Here is a 16239-nt window from a genome sequence, read left to right as displayed (position 1 = left end):
GCAAGCGCGAGGGTTTCGAGGTCTGTCGTCACAAACGGACCAACGAGACCCTCGCTTCATGCACACGACCACGACTTCGGACTTACTCATCTAGGCGCCACGCGGATCAGCCCGCGGTGGTCGTGGTGATGCGGGTGATGGCCTCAAGCGTCAGTGTGCGGTCGTGCGGTTCGCGGGCCAGGGCGCGGTGGAGTGTCAAGCCCTCGATGAGGGCATCGAGTTGGCGGGCGGTCGCCGGGTCGAAGTGTTTCTCCAGGTGGACGCGGCTGCGGCGCATCCACTCGTGGGTGAGTTCTCGGTAGTCCGGTTGACGTGAGGCGAGGGTGTACAGCTCCTGGGTGAGGACGAGGTCGCGCTGCGGCCCCTCGGACAGGGCGTGGACGAGGTCGGCCACCGCCGCTCGTGCCTGGGCGCGGTCGGTGGGGGCGGAGAGATAGGTGTCGAAGACCTGGACGATGTGGTCGGTGAAGCGGCCGAAGGCTTCGCGCAGCAGTTCGTCGATGCCGCTGAAGTGGTATGTCATCGAGCCCAGGGGCACGCCGGCTCGCGCGGCGATCTTGCGGTGGGAGACGCGGGCAAGGCCCTCTTCGGCGATGAGGTCGAGAGTGGCGGCGATGATGCGTTCGCGGCGCTGCGGGTCGGTGTGTCCGGTGGCCATGTCGTCGCGCTCAGAGGGGACGGACCGGGCGTACGGCCCGCTGTGGGCGGCGGACGGTCTTCGTGCGCGGGTCCTGCCCGCGGTGGTCCATCGGCATAGGTGGGAACGTACATGGACCAGCGGCCGATTACCTGTCTCGGGGCCGTAGCACCCCTGCCAGCAGCATCACGCTCAGCCCGGCCAGGGGCACCACCAGCAGGCCGACCCGCAGGCTGGTCGCGTCGGCGACGAGCCCGACGATCGGCGGCGAGAGCAGGAAGCCGAGCCGCATCAGCCAGGAGACGATCGTGAGCCCTGAACCCGGCTTGAGGCCGGGCAGTTCGTCGGCCTCGTGCATCGCCGCGGGCACCAGGGTCGCCACCCCGAATCCGGCCGCGGCGAACCCGAGGGTCGTGCCGGTCGCCGTGGGCACGGCCAGGGCCAGGCCCATGCCGACGGCGACGACGAGCCCGCCGAGGCGCGCGACCGTACGCTGGCCGAACCGGTCGACGAGCCTGTCGCCGATCAGGCGGCCGATGAACTGGGCTCCGACCAGGGCGATGTAGCCGGAGGCGGCGAGCGTCGCCGAGGCGTGGAGCGAGTCGGAGAGGTAGAGCGCGGCCCAGGAGCTGCCCGCGTCCTCGACGAGCGTGCCGGCCGCGCCGATGACGACGAGCGCGGCCAGCACGTAGCGGATGCGCGGCTGGACTTTCGTACGCTCCTCATGCCCCGGCTCGCGCTCCCGCTTCGGGTCCCCCGCGTCCGGCTCGGTGTCGGGCCCGGTCAGACAGAACCGCAGCGCCACGCAGGCGGCGGTGCCGAACACCACCGCCGAGATCAGCAGATGCTGCCCGCGCGGCAGCCCGAGCGCGATGGCTCCGGCGGCCATGGAGCCCCCGACGACCGCGCCGACGGACCAGATGGCGTGGAAGGAGTTGATGATGGAGCGGCCGTAGCGGCGCTGCACGCGCAGCCCGTGGGCGTTCTGCGCGACATCGGTGATCGCGTCGCTCGCCCCGGCCAGGAAAAGGGCCGACGCGAACAGCACCACGGAGTCGGCGAGACCGGCGGCCAGGACGCCCGTGCCGGTCAGCAGAGTGCCTGCCACGGCCACGCGTCCGGATCCCAGTCGGCGGACGAGCACCCCGGCCGCCAGGCCGGCCGCGATGGCGCCCGTGGGGAACGCCGCGACGGCCAGCCCGTAGGCGGCGTTGCCGATGCCGAGGTCCGCCTTGATCTGCGGAAAACGCGGCAGAAGGTTGGCGAACAGCGCCCCGTTGGTGAAGAAGAGCACGGCAACGGCCGTGCGGGCCTGCCGTTCGGCAAGGGCGGGCGGGCGCAGTACGTCAACAGTCATGAGCGCGAGCCTACAATCAGAGCGTACGAACGTACACTCCTCCCCGTAGGCTGCCGGTTCTCGGGTCAATGGATCCCCGAGCCGCTGCCCGAGCCCACGGAGTGGGTCACCGGGCGGCCGGGTGACGCCACGCTCGACCCGGCCGACCGGATCACCCTGGACGAGTCGGTGAACATGGCCTTCCTCGTGGTGCTCGAATCCATGACCCCGGCAGAGCGCGTCGCGTTCATCCTCCATGACGTCTTCCGCTACGCCTTCGCCGAAATCGCCGAGATCACCGGCCGCACACCGGCGGCCTGCCGCCAGCTGGCCTCCACGGCCCGCCGCCGAGTCCGCGTGTCGCAGGAGGCTCCCGCGACTCCGACGGCGCGGCAGGCCGGCATCGTGAGGGACTTCAAGCGGGCATGGGAGACCACCGACATCGCCGCCCTCATCGGCCTCCTGGACCCCGATGCCACCATGACCGCCGACAGCGGCGGACTCGTCAGAGCCGTACTCCACCCCATCGAAGGCGGTGCACAGATCGCGCGCACCTATGCCGACATCACCAACGCGGCGCCTCCCGGCCTGACGATCCGGGAGCGTACCGTCAACGGCCGGCCCGGCCTGGTCTCGCAATTCGACGGCGTCACCGTCACGGTGTTCGCCTTCCATGTCGTGGGCGACCGGATCAAGCACATCTGGGCAGTGCGCAACCCCGAGAAGCTCCGTACCTGGACGGACGGCCAGAAGACGACGAGTTGATCGCCGATCTGGTCAAGGGCGCCCCGGCGCAACGGACTTGAGAAAAAAGCAGACGATCCCGCCGTCTTCGCCGTGGCATGCTGGCGACGGCGCTCGAAGGGGCGCGCGACCACGGGGAACGGGGACACGGCGCCATGAAGACGGGCCGCTGCACTGGGTACACGTGCCTGACGGGGCGGCGTCGCGCCGGGCCTTCGGCCATCGGGGACACGGTCATCCCCGCGGGGGATCCGGTGCTGGTCGCGCTGGCAGCCGCGAATCGCGACGAGAGCAAGTTCGAGGACTCCGAGCGCTTCGACATCGAGCGGGACACCCACGGGCACCTCGCCTTCGGACACGGGATCCACTACTGTCTCGGCGCCCCGCCGGTCCGGACCTCGTCCTGGACGCCGAACCGGACGATCTGGAGTGGCTTCCCGGCTCCCCGCTGGGCGGAGTCCGGCGACTCCTGGTCCGCTGGCAGCTCCCGCGGCACACCCGGCCGGCAATCACCATCGCAACGTTCGCATTCGCACATCACGAGCACGTCGCCGCGATAGCTGAATAGGGCATGAATCCCCGTCCAGGAGGAGCCGGCCGGGCCGTGCGACCGGATACCGGTTAGGTAACGTGCAGCCCCGCAGAGGTTAAAGTTGGGACTGGACGCAGGGTGTCGCATATGACATTCTCAACCTCACCGGTCGAGCCGAGGACAGGCTCCGGCCGAGAGGGCTTTATCATTGCGATAAGCGGGGGAAGCTTTTCGCGGAAACCATGCCGTACGCACCCTGGTCAAGGTGCGTGCGTGGTATTTTTTCGCGCTCTCCCCGTGAGTTCTCAGAACGTCGTGCCATTACGTCGCACCGTCCTCGGCAGGACGGCGTGACGATTCACCCGGGGGGGTACGCTGCCGCATGGTTTTCCAAGGACGCCGGGCCGAACACGGCGGGCAGTTACGTTCGGCGCTGGGGCCTTTCCTGCAAGGCGGGGCGGATCTGCTCGCCCTGGAGGACCCCCTGCTGCATCGCGCGCTGACGGCCGAACACAACCGGCAGAACGACACGTTGATGATGGTGGCGTCGTCCAGCATCGTCGATCCGTCGATCCTGGCCTGCATGTCGTCCGTCGCGATGAACGTCACCGCTGAAGGACTCCCCGGTGCGCGCTATCATGCGGGCTGCCGGGAGATCGACCCCGTCGAGCAGTACGCGATCGACCGGGCCATGGCCGTTTTCGGGGCCCGTTACGCGAATGTGCAGGCCCACTCGGCCACGACCGCGAATTACGCCGTCCTTTCCGCGCTCCTCGATCCGGGCGATGTCATCCTGGGAATGAAGCTGGACCAGGGCGGTCATCTCACCCATGGATATCCGGTCGCTTATTCCGGCACCTACTTCAAGGCCGTCAATTACGGTATCGACGACGCGGGACGCATCGACTACGAGCAGGTCAGGGAACTCGCGCTCGAACACCGCCCTAAGATGATCATCTGCGGTGCCACCGCCTATCCGAGAACCGTCGAATTCGCCCGGTTCCGCGAGATCGCGGACGAGGCCGGCGCCCTTCTGCTGGCGGACATCTCCCATATCGCGGGCCTGGTGGCCACCGGTCTGCACCCCAGTCCCATCGACCATGCGCACATCACCACGACATGCACGCACAAGCAACTCGGCGGCCCGCGCGGCGCGCTGATCATGTCCGGCCGGGACGCGGACACCCCGACGGGCAAACGTGGGAAACCGCTCTCGCAGCAGCTGTCACGGGCGGTCTTCCCGTACTTCCAGGGCGCGCCGGTCCTTCCCGCCATCGCGGCCAAGGCGCGGATGCTGCACCTCGTCCAGGGCGAGGAGTACCGCGCGACCGCACGGCGGATCGTCGACAACGCGGCGCTGCTCGCCGAAGCCCTGACCGAGCTGGGCTACCGGGTCATCACCGGGGGCACCGACAACCACATCGTGCTGCTGGACTTCATCGGTTCTCCGTTGAGCGGTCTGGTCGTGGAACGGGCCCTGGAGGAGGTCGGAATCGTGGTCAACAAGAACCACATACCCGGCGACCCGAGGCCGTCCGCCGTCACCAGCGGTGTGCGCATCGGGACGAACTCCATCGCCCAACGCGGCTTCGGTGCCCTTGAGATGCGCCAGTGCGCGCGGCTCATCGACTCCGTCCTGCGCGCCGTCCGCCCGCTCGGCGACCGCGACTACGAGCTGGAGGAGTTCACCCGCCAGGCCGCGCGTACCGAAGTCCGCAAGCTCACCTCGCAGTTCCCGATCCCGCGATACGGCCCGGTCGACCGCTGGGAGCTCGACGAGTGAGCGCACTGCTCGGCAGGCTCGACATGCTCAGCGCGTCCTTCGGGGAGACGCCGGTCGTCAAACTGGCGGACGACAAGGTCGAGTTGTACGCGAAACTGGAATTCGCCAACCCCAACGGCAGCAGCAAGGACCGCTCGGCGTTCTGGATCCTCAAGCGGGCCATCGAGCGCGGTGACGTCACCCAGGACACCACCGTCGTCGAATCCTCCTCCGGGAACTTCGCGATCTCGATGGCCTCGTTCTGCCAGGCGCTCGGCATCCGTTTCGTCCCGGTCATCGACCCCAACTGCAACGCGCCCACCGAGGCGTACCTGCGGAACATCTGCGAGCGGGTGGTCAAGGTCGAGGACCCCGACGGCTCCGGCGGCTATCTCCGTACCCGGCTGGCACGGGTCAAGTCGCTGTGCGCCGAACTGGCCCCGGTGTACTGGCCCAACCAGTACACCAATCCGGACGCCCTGGAGGCTCACTACCGGATGACCGGGGGTGAACTGAGCGGTGTCTTCCGGAACATCGACTACGTCTTCGTGGGTGTGAGCACCGGTGGCACCATCGCCGGGGTCTCCCGACGGCTCAAGGAGCGCTTCCCGAACATCACCGTGGTGGCTGTCGACGCGGCGGGCTCGGCCATCTTCGGCCAGCCGCCCAGCCCCCGGCGTATCCCCGGCCTCGGCTCCAGCGTCGTACCGGAGCTGTGCCGCCGGGCGGAGATCGACGACGTCGTCATCGTCCCGGAGCGCCAGGCCGTGGACGGCTGTCACGAGCTGTTCCGGCGCCACGGCCTGTACGCGGGCGGCTCAACGGGCAGCGTCTACGCGGCGATCCGCGGCTACTTCGAACGATTCCCGCCGCCGGGCAGCCGGCCGACGGTCCTCTTCCTCTGCGCCGACCGAGGCGTGAGCTACGCACACACGATCTACGACCCCACCTGGGTGCGCGAGCACCTCGACGACGACGCCGCCCCCGCGCGGACCATCGTGCTGTCCCAGTCGGTGGGCCGAAAGGAAAGTCATGCCGGGTACGTCCTCTGACCCGTCCCTGCCCACCCCACCGCCGCTGCCCCCGCTGCCGTCCCTGCGTACACTCACCGGCGCCGATGTGCTCAAGCACGTCGAGGGCAACCGTCCCGAGTGCGTGGACGTCGTACGCCGCGGCTATCTCACCCACGCGAGTGGGGACAGCTCCAATCCGCACAGCGCTTTTCTGCGCTTCCCGCACCGCCCGACCTCGCGGATCATCTCCCTCCCCGCCTATCTGGGCGGTGAGTTCGAGGTCGCGGGCATCAAGTGGATCGCCAGCTTCCCGGAGAACCCGTCGGCCCGCGGTATCCCGAGGGCGTCGGCCACGCTCGTCCTCAACGACACCGAGACCGGCTACCCGTTCGTGTGCATGGAGTCGTCCATCGTCTCCGCCACCCGCACCGCGGCGTCCGCCGTGCTCGGCGCGGAGACCCTGACCGGCGGCCGGGGCGCCGCGCGGGTCGGTGTGGTCGGCACCGGCCTCATCGCCGGGCACGTCTGGAAGTTCCTGCGCGACCTGGGCTGGAAGGTCGGCGGGTTCCGCCTGTACGACCAGAACCGCGCGCACGCGGAGCGCTTCGGGCGGATGCTGGCCGACGAGGGCGCCGAGGACGTGGTCGTCGTCGACGAGGTGCGCGAGTCGTTCGCCGACTGCGACCTGGTGGTGCTCACGACGGTCGCCGGCGAACCGCACATCCACGACCCCGGTCTGCTGGCGCACGCGCCCGTGGTGCTCCATCTGTCGCTGCGCGACCTGGCACCGGAGATGGTGCTGAGTGCCCAGAACATCACCGACGACGTGGACCACGCCGTCCGCGAGCGGACCTCGTTGCATCTGGCCGAACAGCGCGCCGGCAACCGGGACTTCATCGACGGCACCATCGCCGGTGTGCTGAGCGGCGAGGTCTCCCTCGACCGCACCCGGCCGGTCGTCTTCGCGCCCTTCGGGCTCGGCGTGCTGGACCTGGCGATCGGCAAGTGGGTCCACGACCGGGCCGTCGCCGAGGGCGACGGACACGACATCCCTGATTTCTTCGGCGAGGCAGTGAGGTAGTCATGAGCGACGACACCATGCGGTACAAGGTCGTGGTCAACCACGAGGAGCAGCACTCGATCTGGTTCGCCGAGCGGGCGCTGCCGGCCGGCTGGACCGAGACAGGTTTCGCCGGGACCCGCGAGGAGTGCCTGGAGCACATCGCCGAGGTCTGGACGGATCTCACCCCGAAGTCGGTCCGGACGCGTCTCTCGGGAAGGGCCACGTGACTTCCCTGGACGAGCGCCTGGCGGCTCTGCCCGCGAATCGCCAGGCGCTGCTCGCCAAGCTCCTCGCGGAGCGTCGCGCGGCTGCCCGGCCCGAGATACCCCGAGGTGAGGGACCCCGGCCGCTGTCCTTCGCCCAGTGGCAGTTCCACTTCCTGTGGCAGCAGGACCCGGACAGCGGTCTCTACAACGTGCCCATGGCCCTGCGGCTGCGCGGCGAACTGCGCGCGGCCGAGGCGCAGTCGGCGCTGCGCGAGGTGGTGCGCCGCCACGAGATCCTGCGCACCACTTATGTCGCGCACGGGGACGAGCCGCGGACGGTCCTCGGCGATCACGAGGACCTGCGCCTCGCGCGTACGGACCTGTCCGCCCTCCCCGAGGACCAGCGGGAGCCCGCCGCGCGGGCGCTGGCCGCCGACCTCGCCGCGGCCCCGTTCGACCTGGCACACGAACTGCCCCTGCGTGCCGCGCTGATCGAGCTGGCGGACGACGACCACGTCCTTCTCATCGTGGTCCACCACATCGCCACCGACGGCGCGTCCACGGAGATCCTGTTCCGCGAGTTCTCCGCCGTGTACGGCGCGCTGTGCGCGGGTGAGCGGGCCACGCTCCCCGAACTGCCCGTCCAGTACGCCGACTACGCGGGCTGGCAGCGCACCCGCACCGAGGGCGAACGGCTGGAGAAGGGCCTCGACTTCTGGGAGGCCTGGCTGGAGGGCGCCGAGACGTCGCTCGACCTGCCGACGGACCGGCCCCGCCCGGCCCGGCCCACGCACCGCGGCGGCCGACGGCGCCGGCGACTGCCGCGTGAACTCGCCGCGCGTACCCACGCGTTCTCCGCGGAGCACGGCGTCACCCCGTTCATGACCGCGCTGACCGCGCTCGGCGTGGTGCTGCGCCGGCAGACAGCGAAGCGGGACTTCCTCATCGGTACGCCCGCCTCCAACCGGCCGACACCGCACACCGAGGGAATCATCGGCTGCTTCGCCAACACGCTGGTGCTTCGGGTGCGCCCGCAGGGCACGGCGACGGCCGTCGAGGCGGTGCGCCAGGTACGGGACGACGTGGTGGCCTCCTACGACCATCAGGACGTGCCGTTCGAGAAGGTCGTGGCCCGGCTGCGGCCGGAGCGCACCCTCGCGCGCAACCCGCTGTTCCAGGTGATGTTCGTCTACCAGCAGGTCCCGGAGGCCGGCGCCCTGCCCGGTGTCGGCGTCGAGCGGTTCGACCTGCACAACGGCACCGCCAAGTTCGATCTGGACCTGTCGCTGCTGGACGGGCCCGACGGCATCGACGTCAGCTGCGAGTACGACGCCGACGTCTTCACGCCGGAGCGTATCGACGCCCTGCTGGGCCATCTGGAGCACGCCCTCACCGCCCTGGTCTCCGACCCCGACACGGTGCTCTCGGCGCTGCCCGTCCTCGGCGACGAGGAGGCCTCCCGCACGGCTCACGAGTGGAACGACACGGCTGTCGACCTCCCCCACGACAGCACGATCGCCGAGCTGTTCGCGCGGCGCGTGGCGGCGTCCCCCGACGCCCCGGCCGTCCGCACCACCTCCGGCACCCTCAGCTACGCGGAGCTGGACCGGCGCTCGAACCGGCTGACGCGGATCCTGGCCGAGCACGGCGCGGGCCCCGGCACGGTGGTCGGCATCGCGACGGACCGGACCGCGGACCTGCCGCTCTGCGTCCTGTCTGTGCTGAAGGCCGGCGCCGCCTATCTGCCGCTGGACACCGCGCACCCGGCCGGCCGGCTGGCGCTGATGCTCGACGACTCCGGGGCGACGGCGGTGCTGAGCAGCGGCTCGGTCCGCGAGCGGCTGCCGGAGACGGACGTACCGGTGCTGGTGCTCGATGAACTGACGGAGCGTCTGGAGGGCCTGGAGGACAGGCCGTTCGACTCCCCGGCAGTTCCGGACGACCTCTGCTACGTCATCTTCACCTCCGGTTCCACCGGGCGGCCCAAGGCGGTCAGCCTCGACCAGCGGGGCCGCGTCAACAACTTCGCCGACTTCAACAGCCGCTTCACCGTGGGCGAGGGTGACGCCGTGCTGTCGGTGTCGTCGCTCGGCTTCGACATGACGGCGTACGACGTCATCGGCACCCTGCTGGCGGGCGCCGCCCTCGTCCTGCCCGACCCGGCACGTGAGCGCGACCCCGGCCACTGGCTCGACCTGATCGCCGAACACCGGGTCACCGTCTGGCACTCCGTGCCCGCGCTGCTCGGTCTGCTCATCGACGCGGCGGCCGACCTGAGCGTCGAGCGGCTGGACACCCTGCGTGTCGTGCTGCTGGGCGGCGACTGGATCCCGGTGACGATGCCGGACCGGCTGCGTGCCCTGTCCCCCGGCGCCCGCGTCATCAGCCTGGGCGGGGCGACGGAGGCGTCGATGGACTCCACGATCTTCGAGATCGACGAGGTCGACCCGGACTGGCGGAGCATCCCGTACGGACGGCCCATGGCCAACCAACTCGCGTACGTCGTGGACCCCGAGGGGCATCTGGTCCCGCAGGGCGTGCCCGGTGAGCTGTTCCTCGGCGGTGTCGGGCTGGCCCGAGGCTATCTGGGTGCCGCCGCGCAGACGGCGGAGCGGTTCGTGCCCAACCCGTACAGCGGGGTGCCGGGCGACCGCATGTACCGCACCGGCGACCTGGCGCGCCAGCGGCCGGACGGGGTCCTGGAGCTGCTGGGCCGTATCGACTTCCAGGTGAAGATCGCGGGCAACCGTATCGAGCTGGGCGAGGTCGAGGCGGCGCTGCGCGCCCAGCCCGAGGTCGCCGAGGCGGTGGTGGCCGCCCCCGAGACCGGCGGAGTACGCGCGCTCGTCGGCTACGTGGTGCCGGCGGCCGGTACGGAACCGGACACGGGTGCGCTGCGCGAGCGGCTGCGCTCGGTTCTGCCCTCGTACATGGTGCCCGCCTCCCTGGTCCGCCTGGAGCGGATACCGCTCACCCCGAACGGCAAGGTGGACCGGGGACGGCTGCCGGCCCCCGGTGCCGAAGTCCCCGTCGGCGGGGCCGCCGGTGGCGGCCGGGCGCCGAGCACGCCCACCGAGCTGACGCTCGCGGAGGTCTGGCGCGAGCTGCTGGGGCGTGACGACATCACCGCCGACGACGGGTTCTTCGCCGTGGGCGGTGACTCGGTGGCCTGTATCCGGATGGTGACCCGCGCCCGCGCGGCCGGGCTCGAACTGTCGGCGCGTCTGGTGTTCGAGCACCAGAGCATCGGCGAGCTGGCGGCGGCCGTGGACCGTGCGGCGGCACAGGAAGCGGAGAAACCGGCGGAGCGGCAGAGCGGCGACGCCGTGGACGCGGCAGGTGAGGCGTCCCAACTGGCGCCGATCCAGCGGCACATGCTGTCCGTCGCCGGGCAGCGCCCGGTGCCCGGTCTCTATGTCATCCAGTCGGCGTTCCCGCTCCCCGGCGACCTGGACGAGAAGGCGTTCCACGCGGCCTGGGAGTGGCTGTTCGAACGTCACGCGATCCTGCGCACCTCCTACCGCGACCTGGCGTCCGGCCTGCCCCGGCCGGTGGTCGCCGACCGGGTGGAACTGCCTCTCGTCTCACGGGACTTGCGCGGGATGACGCCCGAGGATCAGGAGCGTGAGGTCCTGGCCGAGCTGGACGAGCAGCAGCGCGGCGGTTTCGCGCTCGATACGGCTCCGCTGATCCGGCTTCTGTCCTACCGACTCACGGACGAGGTGCGGCTGGTCACCCAGCTGCATCACTACAGCCTGCTGGACGGCTGGTCCTGCATGCAGCTGCGGCGTGAACTGCTCGTCGCCTACCTGGCGTTCGCCGCCGGTGAGCAGCCGGAGCTGCCCGAGCCCCTCGCGTTCTCCCGGCATGTCGAGTGGATCGCGGACCAGGACCGGGGCGGCGCCGCGCGGTTCTGGGCGGAGTATCTGCGTGACTGCCCCGGCCCCTGGGCGCCGGATCCGGCGGACGGGCCCGCGGAGGTGGGCCGTCCCGTCCGGCTGGTGCACGAGCTGGACGCCGAACTGCTGGCCGCGCTGGACACGTTGGGCCGTGAGCGCGGCGTCACGTTCGCCACGCTGGTCCAGCTGGCCTGGGCGGTGGTGCTGGCGGGCCGCTCGGGCACCGACGACGTGGTGTTCGGCATCACCGCGTCGGGCCGGCCCCCGCTCGCGGGTGCCGACGCGGCCGTCGGGCCGTTCATCAACACCATGCCCGTGCGGTTCACCGCTCGGGAGGACGAGCCGGTGGTGGACGCCGCGCTGCGGCTGCAACTGGAGCGGGCCACCGCCGAGGAGCACGGTGTGCTCCCGCTGGGGGAGATGGCCGGGGGACGGGACCTGGCCACGGTGCTGGTCTTCGACAACTACCCGGTCGACGAGTCCCTGAAGGCGGCCGAGCTGCCGGTCGCGGTCGACCATCCGCTGCTCACGCGCGATCTCGGCCTGGCCCAGACCGAGTTCCCGGTCCGGGTCGACATCCTGCGCGGCGCACAGGACGCACTCGCCCTCACCTTCGCCGCCGACCGGCCCGTGCCGCCCGACGCCGACCGCCTCGGGCCGGGGCTCATCGCCGTACTGGAACACCTGCGGTCGGGGGCCGAGGCTCCGCTGACCGGGCTGGTGACGCGCATCCGCAAGGAAATGAGGGACGCATGAAGACGGTGACGACGGTGGAGCTCTCGGTGTTCGAGAGGATCACCCCACTGGTGTCCGGCTATCTGGAGGCGTACGCGTCGACGGACCCGGTGGTCAGCAAGGAGTACCGCTTCGACAAGTACACGACCAGCATCAAGACCCCGCTCGACACCATCGCGCGGGATCTGCTTGCCAAGGACTCGGACGTCTTCGCGTTCTCGGCGTACGTCTGGAACATCGGCCTGGTGCGGCCGTTGGTGAAGATGCTGCGTGAGGCGAAGCCGGACGCCAGGATCATGCTGGGCGGCCCGCAGGTGATGCACCACGGGCTGCGCTATCTCGACCCGCACGACGAGAAGCTGTCGCTGTGCAACGGTGAGGGCGAGGTCTCCTTCACCGAGTATCTGCGGGAGCTGACGGAGCCGCGCCCCGACCTCAGCAAGGTCGCCGGGCTGAGCATCTATCAGGACGGCGAGCTGGTGAACACCGGCGACCGGGCCCGTCTCAAGGACCTGGACAGCATTCCGTCGCCGTTCCTGTCCGGGCTCATCGCGCCCGAGTACACCATCAGCATCATCGAGACGAACCGAGGCTGCCCGTACCACTGCGGCTTCTGCTTCTGGGGCGCGGCGACGAACGACCGGGTGTACCGCTTCGACGAGGAGCGGGTGCGCGACGAGCTGACGTGGATGTCGCGCAACGGCACGCTGTTCCTCTACATCGCGGACGCCAACTGGGGCATGCTCGCGCGGGACGTGGAGTTCTCCGAGCACATCGCGTCGCTGACGCGTGAGAACCATCTGCCGAACGTCGTCTACTTCTCCTCGGCGAAGAACAAGCCGCACGCCGTCACGAAGATCACCGGCATCTTCCAGGAGGCCGGGCTCGTCACCTCGCAGCCGGTGTCGATGCAGACGCTGGAGCCGGAGAGCCTGAAGATCATCCGCCGGGACAACATCAAGCTGGACGCCTTCGGTTCGGTCCAGGACGATCTCCGTGACCGGGGGCTGAGTTCGTTCATCGAGCTGATCTGGCCGCTGCCGGGCGAGACGCTGGAGACGTTCAAGGCCGGCATCGGCACGCTGTGCGAGAAGGACGCGCACACGATCATCTCGTACTCGCATCTGCTGCTGAACAACACACCGCTCTACCACAACCGGGAGAAGCTGGGCCTGGTCACCCGGCCCGCCGGCGGGGGTGTCGCCGAGGCGCAGATCGTGGTCGCCACCGAGCAGGTCAGCGCGGAAGAGTTCGTGGAGGGCATGCGGTACTTCTACGCGGTCCACGCGGTGCACAACACCCGCAGTCTCCGCGCCACCAGCAAGTATCTGACCGGCAAGGGCATCATCACCTTCCCCGAGCTGTTCTCCGCATTCGTCGAGCACTGGCGCTCCCTGCCCGAGGACGATCCGATCGTCGAGTACGTCGAGCGGTCGATCCGGGACGCGCTGTACTACGACGTCGGCAACTACGGCCTGTTCATCCACACAGTGCTGCACGAGCACCGGGCGCTGTTCACCCGGCAGTTGCGGGAGTTCGCGAAGGCGCAGCCGTGGTGGTCGGACGAGACGGCGCGCGGGCTGTTCGAGATCGATCTGCTCAACCGCCCGTACGCGTACAGCACGACGCCGCTGGAGGAGCACGACCACGCCTTCGAGGTCCTCAAGGTGACGGGCCGTGAAGGCCGCACATACACGGTCGAGTTGGAGCCGTCCTGGCACGAGGCCCTGGCGAGCGCGGTCCGGCTGGACCCCGCACCGCCGAACGGCTCGGTGTTCACCGTGGACCACAGGCGGTTGCAGTACCCGTTCATGGCCGGCCAGAGCAACGATCACCACGGCAACTACTGCCACGGCATGATCGAGAAGATCGAGAACATCGTCCCGTTCTGGCGAACGGCCTGAGTCCGCCATGTCCGTGAACACCTCAGAGCAGTTGTCCCGTGACACGGCGCCCGACGCGCCCGACGCCCGTGTCCGGGGCGCGCACCGCGCGGTGCTCCCCGCCGTCCTGGCCGTACTGGCGCTCCTCGGCGTCGTGGCGGTCATGGCCGCCGCACCGCCGCCCGCGAAGGACGCGAACGCGCCCTCGGCGCAGTTCTCCGCCGGGCGCGCCGAGGAGCATCTGCGGCAGATCGCGCAGCGACCGCACCCGCTGGGCACCCCCGACAACGCGCGGGTGCGCGGCTACATCGCGGACACCGCGCGGGCGCTGGGCGCCGACGTCCGGGTCGAGTCCGGGGACGTCATACGCCCGGCCTGGGGCAATCCGTTCCCGGCCGCGACGGCGCACAACGTGATCGCCCGCGTGCCGGGCAAGGACCGGCGGCTCAGCGACGGCAAGGCGCTGCTGCTCGTCTCGCACTACGACTCCGTGCCGACGGGTCCGGGCGCCGCCGACGACGGCGCCGCCGTCGCGGCCATGCTGGAGACAATGCGCGCGGTCACGAGCGCCGGAGGGCTGCGCAACGACGTGGTGTTCCTCTTCACCGACGGCGAGGAACTCGGCGCGCTCGGTGCGGAGATGTTCGTACAGAAGAACGGCCTCGACGGGTACGGGGCGGTGCTCAACTGGGAGGCCCGTGGCAGCCGGGGCCCCGTGATGATGTTCGAGACCAGCACGGGCAACGGCCGGCTGATCGACTCGTTCGCGGACAGCGGCAGGCCGGTGGCCAACTCGCTGGCGTACGAGGTCTACAAGCGGATGCCCAACGGCAGCGACTTCACCGTCTTCCGTGACGAGGGCGCCGTCGGTCTCAACGCGGCGTTCCTGCACGGCTTCCACGACTACCACTCGCCGCGGGACGACCTCGAACAGCTCAGCCGGGACAGTGTCCAGCACCAGGGCGACCTGATGCTCGGTCTGGTCCGGGGGCTCGGCGAGCAGGACCTGCGGGAGCTGCGCGAGGGCGGGAACAGCGTCTACTTCGACCTTTTCGCCCGTGTTCTCGTGCACTATCCGGGTGGATGGGCGCTGCCGCTCGCCGTGCTCACCGTCCTGGGTCTGGCCGTCGTCGTGTGGCGGGGCGCGCGCGCCTCAGCGCTGCGGGTGACGGGGGTGCTCGCGGTGGCGGGCACCGGTTTCGGCGCGGTGCTCGTCGCGGCCCTCGGTGCGCTCGGGCTGTGGGCCGCCGCCGCGGCGCTGCGGCCGGAACTCGCGGCGCTGCCGCTGTCGGAGCCGTACGAACGGGGCTACTTCGCGGCCGGGTTCCTGGTGCTGGCCGCCGCCGCGCTGTTGGCGGCGGTCCGGCTGCTACGGGGGCGGCGCCCGGCGGAGTCGCTGGGCGGCGCGCTGGTCGTCGGGGCGGTGCTGCTGCTGGTGCTGGTCATCGTGGTGCCGGGGACGAGCTTCCTGTTCCAGTGGCCGCTGCTGGCGGCGCTGCCCGCGCTGTGGTGGTCCTGCCGGGGCACCGAGGAGGAGCGGTCCGCGGCGCCGGCCTGGGTGGGGACACTGCTCGCGGCGGCCGGCCCCGCCGTGGCGATCGTGCTGTTCGCACCGCTGGTCGACAACCTCCTGATCGCGCTCGGTATCCCGCTGGCTGCGGTGGCGGTGCTGGTGGCGGGCATCGGCGCCGTACTGCTGCTGCCGTTGCTGGCCCGGCTGCCCCGGCCGGGGACGCTGGCCGCCGCGGCGGGTGTGCTGGCTCTGGCGCTGGTGGGCACCGGACTGCTGCGCTCGGACTTCGACGCCGAGCACCCGCGCCCCAACTCCCTGCTGTACGTGAAGGATCTGTCCCGGAATACCACGAAGTGGATCACCGGCGACCCTGAGCCGGACGCCTGGACACGGAAGGTGCTGGGCGAGAGCCCGGAGCGTGTCTCGGCGGCCGACTACTACCCGCAGCGCGGGGACGAGCCGGTCCTGACGGCCGGTGCCCCCGGACTCGACCTGCCGGCGCCCACCGTGAAGCTGGTCGACGACTCGACCTCGGGCGACACCCGGCGGGTGCGTTTCAAGGCCACCTCGCAGCGCGAGGCGTGGCGGATACAGATCCGGCTGCCGCGTGAACCGCTGAAGTCCTGTGTCGTCGCGGGCGTACGGATGGACAAGGCCGCGCTCGCCAAGCAGGGCGAGGGCGCCGAGGGAGTGGTCTTCCAGTTCACCGGCGCGGGCGCCGTCGATGGGGTGGACATCTCCTGCGACACCGAGGCGGGCGCCGAACTGCCCGTGGACGTGTCCGACTACACCATCGGGCTGCCGGCCGAGGTCGCCGCGCTGGTCGGCCCGCGCCCGAAGGGGACCGTCCCGGTGTCCTTCGGTTTCGCCCCGGACGATTCTGCGGTCGTCCGTCAGATCACCACCCTCTGAGGAG

11 protein-coding genes are annotated in these 16239 nt (G+C 70.4%); 9 read left to right on the top strand and 2 right to left on the bottom strand.

The window, feature by feature from the left end; translation table 11 throughout:
- Positions 1 to 106: 106 nt before the first annotated feature.
- Together ACIBLA_RS33140 and ACIBLA_RS33135 are read right to left on the bottom strand one after the other, a co-directional pair.
- Positions 107 to 658 (bottom strand): TetR family transcriptional regulator, encoded by a 552-nt coding sequence (locus tag ACIBLA_RS33140; protein ID WP_363245781.1) that lies wholly within the window; start codon positions 656 to 658, stop codon positions 107 to 109.
- Between the two features lie 127 nt (positions 659 to 785).
- Positions 786 to 1994 carry an MFS transporter gene (locus ACIBLA_RS33135; protein ID WP_399200774.1) on the bottom strand — a complete coding sequence of 403 codons (1209 nt, stop codon included), beginning with the start codon at positions 1992 to 1994 and terminating at the stop codon, positions 786 to 788.
- On the opposite strand from ACIBLA_RS33135, the gene ACIBLA_RS33130 reads away from it, so the two are divergent.
- The 9 genes from ACIBLA_RS33130 to ACIBLA_RS33090 all read left to right on the top strand — a co-directional run bounded on the left by ACIBLA_RS33130 (position 1875) and on the right by ACIBLA_RS33090 (position 16235).
- Positions 1875 to 2738 carry a sigma factor-like helix-turn-helix DNA-binding protein gene (locus tag ACIBLA_RS33130; protein ID WP_399200776.1) on the top strand — a complete coding sequence of 288 codons (864 nt, stop codon included), beginning with the start codon at positions 1875 to 1877 and terminating at the stop codon, positions 2736 to 2738. The two genes, ACIBLA_RS33135 and ACIBLA_RS33130, sit on opposite strands and share 120 nt — an antisense overlap.
- 77 nt (positions 2739 to 2815) lie before the next feature.
- Positions 2816 to 3277, top strand: coding sequence for a cytochrome P450 (locus tag ACIBLA_RS33125; RefSeq protein WP_399200772.1), 462 nt, complete (start codon positions 2816 to 2818; stop codon positions 3275 to 3277).
- Positions 3278 to 3631: 354 nt separating this feature from the next.
- Positions 3632 to 5032 (top strand): serine hydroxymethyltransferase, encoded by a 1401-nt coding sequence (gene glyA / locus ACIBLA_RS33120; RefSeq protein ID WP_363245778.1) that lies wholly within the window; start codon positions 3632 to 3634, stop codon positions 5030 to 5032.
- The gene (sbnA, locus tag ACIBLA_RS33115; RefSeq protein ID WP_363245777.1) at positions 5029 to 6063 is read left to right on the top strand and encodes a 2,3-diaminopropionate biosynthesis protein SbnA; all 1035 of its coding nucleotides are present in this window, start codon (positions 5029 to 5031) and stop codon (positions 6061 to 6063) included. Before glyA ends, sbnA begins: the two co-directional genes overlap by 4 nt.
- Complete coding sequence (sbnB, locus tag ACIBLA_RS33110) at positions 6044 to 7105, top strand: 2,3-diaminopropionate biosynthesis protein SbnB (protein ID WP_399200771.1); 1062 nt, start codon at positions 6044 to 6046, stop codon at positions 7103 to 7105. Before sbnA ends, sbnB begins: the two co-directional genes overlap by 20 nt.
- A 2-nt stretch (positions 7106 to 7107) precedes the next feature.
- Positions 7108 to 7314, top strand: a complete 207-nt coding sequence (locus tag ACIBLA_RS33105; RefSeq protein ID WP_363245775.1) for an MbtH family protein — start codon at positions 7108 to 7110, stop codon at positions 7312 to 7314.
- Positions 7311 to 11948: an amino acid adenylation domain-containing protein gene (locus ACIBLA_RS33100; protein ID WP_399200769.1), complete on the top strand. Its 4638-nt coding sequence runs from the start codon at positions 7311 to 7313 to the stop codon at positions 11946 to 11948. Before ACIBLA_RS33105 ends, ACIBLA_RS33100 begins: the two co-directional genes overlap by 4 nt.
- Complete coding sequence (locus ACIBLA_RS33095; RefSeq protein WP_399200767.1) at positions 11945 to 13831, top strand: hypothetical protein; 1887 nt, start codon at positions 11945 to 11947, stop codon at positions 13829 to 13831. The genes ACIBLA_RS33100 and ACIBLA_RS33095 overlap by 4 nt, the downstream gene beginning before the upstream one ends.
- Before the next feature lie 7 nt (positions 13832 to 13838).
- Positions 13839 to 16235 carry a M20/M25/M40 family metallo-hydrolase gene (locus ACIBLA_RS33090; protein ID WP_399200766.1) on the top strand — a complete coding sequence of 799 codons (2397 nt, stop codon included), beginning with the start codon at positions 13839 to 13841 and terminating at the stop codon, positions 16233 to 16235.
- The last annotated feature ends 4 nt before the right edge of the window (positions 16236 to 16239 follow it).

Origin of the sequence: Streptomyces sp. NPDC050433, assembly GCF_044458565.1 — a bacterium.
Taxonomy (GTDB): Bacteria; Actinomycetota; Actinomycetes; order Streptomycetales; family Streptomycetaceae; genus Streptomyces.
Note: the sequence above shows the minus strand (reverse complement) of the source record. Positions and strands in the feature narration are given on the sequence as shown.